This window comes from Wolbachia endosymbiont of Protocalliphora sialia (assembly GCF_053891855.1).
This window is the reverse complement of record NZ_JAIUJX010000016.1, coordinates 14,901-17,353: the sequence shown is the minus strand read 5'-3', so window position 1 is coordinate 17,353 and position 2,453 is coordinate 14,901. Positions and strand designations below refer to the sequence as shown.

The following is a 2,453-nucleotide window of genomic DNA, read 5'->3' as shown; positions in this document are numbered from 1 at the left end:
TCGGATCACTTTGAAAAAAATGGTCTAGACAAATGGGTGCATTATAGCTTTGCGCTATATGGAAATATGTACGGTATTTACACAAATATTCGAGTGCTATTAATAAATATATTTGGTTTTCCTCCTCTTGCCTTTTTCTTGGCCTCTTCCTCTATTAAAATTTCTATTATTTTTCCAATGTTTTTCTTTTGACTCCTCTTAGTCTTCGAAGCTTCTCTTCATCAAGTTTACTTACCTGCTCAAAATTTATACCTTCCCTAATATTGCTTCTACTACTTGTTTCTTAAGTTATCCAAGAAGTCTATTGTCTGTTCAGATACGAGGTAGCTGCTGCCATTTGAAATATTTTATTCACCTAAAATTACATTCTACCTATTTTAAAAGTAGTTAAACAAACTTTATAGACTGCATACAAAAGACCTAACATCTTTAGCAATGCCTTCATAAATCCTTACTAAATCCTCACTTAGCATTGAAGGGTCTCCACAATCAGAAGCACTACATATTTGCGGATCTAGAGGAACTCTGCCCAAGAGTTTGACTCCCAGCTCTTCAGACATTTTTTTTGCACCACCTTTTCCAAATATGTGTATTTTTAAATTATCTTGAACAAAATAGCTCATATTTTCCACAATGCCGATAATTGGCACGCTGAGCTTTGTGAACATATCATAAATTTTTTGTGCATCGACTAAAGCAAGCTCCTGTGGAGTTGAAACTATTATTGCTCCAGTTAAACTAAAATTCTCCATCAGACTTAAATGTACATCGCCAGTGCCAGGAGGTGTATCAATGATTAAATATTCTATATCAGACCACCTTGTTCCCATTAGCAAATTGTAAAGTGCTTTTGTGATCATAGGTCCACGCCATATTGCTGCGCGATCCTTATCAATAAAATAGCCAATTGAAATAGTATAGAGACTATGTTTCTTTATAGGCATTGCTTTACCACTCTGTATTTCTGGTTTTAATTTCTCAGTGCCCAACATTTTAGGAATCGAAGGACCATATATATCTGCATCAACTAGCGCAACTTTATGTTTTAATTCTGCTAACGAAAGAGCTAGATTTAGTGCAACTGTCGACTTACCCACACCTCCTTTACCAGAAGCAACGACAATTATATTTTTCACTCCTTCGATATGAAGTTTAGCTTTTTGTTGCCTAGTTTGTTTTTGACCAGTAGCAACTACAGTAACCTTTCCTACTCCCGGTATCGCCTTAACAGCTTGCTCACAATTTTTTCTTAATTCTTCATTTGGCTCAGTAACTTCAAGAGCAAAAGCAACATCTTTACCCTTAATAACAATTGAGGATACTACACCAACATTCTTACCACTTTTCTTCTCTATAACCTTTTTTAGGCTCTCTCTTACGATTTCCTCATTAACCTGTGTAAATTTTTTCCAGAACATATGATGAAATTTTTTCTATTGGTGTATACTAACATAGAATAATTAAACTGCACTGACTTTAAAGCGAGGTTACAAGAATATGCTAAATGATAACAACTTAACACCAGCACAACGAAATTTGCATTTTAAGTTGAAAAAGTTAATATCAAATGGTGGGGGAATTAGTAATATCTTGAAAGTAGCCTCAGAGAATGATTTACTAAAAGTTCTTACAATAGGATATAATACACGATTTCCAAGAGGTGGGGAACGCACTTTAACACTACTTAGCCTCGCCATATTCAAATGTAATGACGAATGCGTTAATTCTATTTTAATACATTCTCAAAATAACGGTACACTGCAAGAGATTATTAATACTAAAAATATTATAAACTATCAAAATTGTCTGATGTACAACTTAACATCGCTTGGCTTTGCTATACATCACAATAAGCCAAGATATATTAATGATATTTTAACAAAAGCCCAGGACAGTGGAATACTACAAGATATTCTTGCTGCTAGAAATATTGTACAGTATTTCAATACTAAGGAGTATGCTTTAACACCACTCAGTTTCTCTATATATAAAGGTAATAAAGAATGTATCAGTTCTATTTTAGAAAAAGCTCAAAATAATGATATGCTGCAAGGCGTTTTTATTGCTGAAGATATTGTAACACGGTCTTTAAGTTGTCTTACATACATTTTTACACCGCTTAGCTTTGCTGTAGATCAGAATAATGAAGAATGTTTTAATGCAATTTTAACAATCGCTAAAAATAATGGTATATTGCAAGATATTCTCAACAATCAGACATACATTTTAACATTGCTTGGTCTTGCTATATATAGAAACAGCAGTGAAAATGAATATGTTAATTCTATTTTAATGCAAGCTCAAAATAGTGGTACACTGCAAGAAGTTCTGGTTGCTAAAAATATTGTATATTCTCCGGGTGGTTGGGCGTATAGCTTAACATCACTTGGCTTTGCTATACATGAGGGTAATCATTCACATATTAATTCGATTTTAACTCATGCTAAAAATAG

3 protein-coding genes are annotated in these 2,453 nt (G+C 33.4%); 2 read left to right on the top strand and 1 reads right to left on the bottom strand.

What is annotated here, in order from left to right:
* Nucleotides 1–192: hypothetical protein (locus tag LB100_RS05305; RefSeq protein ID WP_456201646.1), on the top strand; the 192-nt coding region annotated here is incomplete at its 5' end.
* Nucleotides 193–398: 206 nt separating this feature from the next.
* Here the strand turns inward: LB100_RS05305 and LB100_RS05300 are convergent.
* Nucleotides 399–1,418, bottom strand: coding sequence for an Mrp/NBP35 family ATP-binding protein (locus LB100_RS05300; protein WP_264719686.1), 1,020 nt, complete (start codon nt 1,416–1,418; stop codon nt 399–401).
* Between the two features lie 79 nt (nt 1,419–1,497).
* Here LB100_RS05300 and LB100_RS05295 point away from each other — a divergent pair.
* Nucleotides 1,498–2,453: WD_0033/WD_0034 family tandem repeat-containing protein (locus tag LB100_RS05295; protein ID WP_456201645.1), on the top strand; the 956-nt coding region annotated here is incomplete at its 3' end.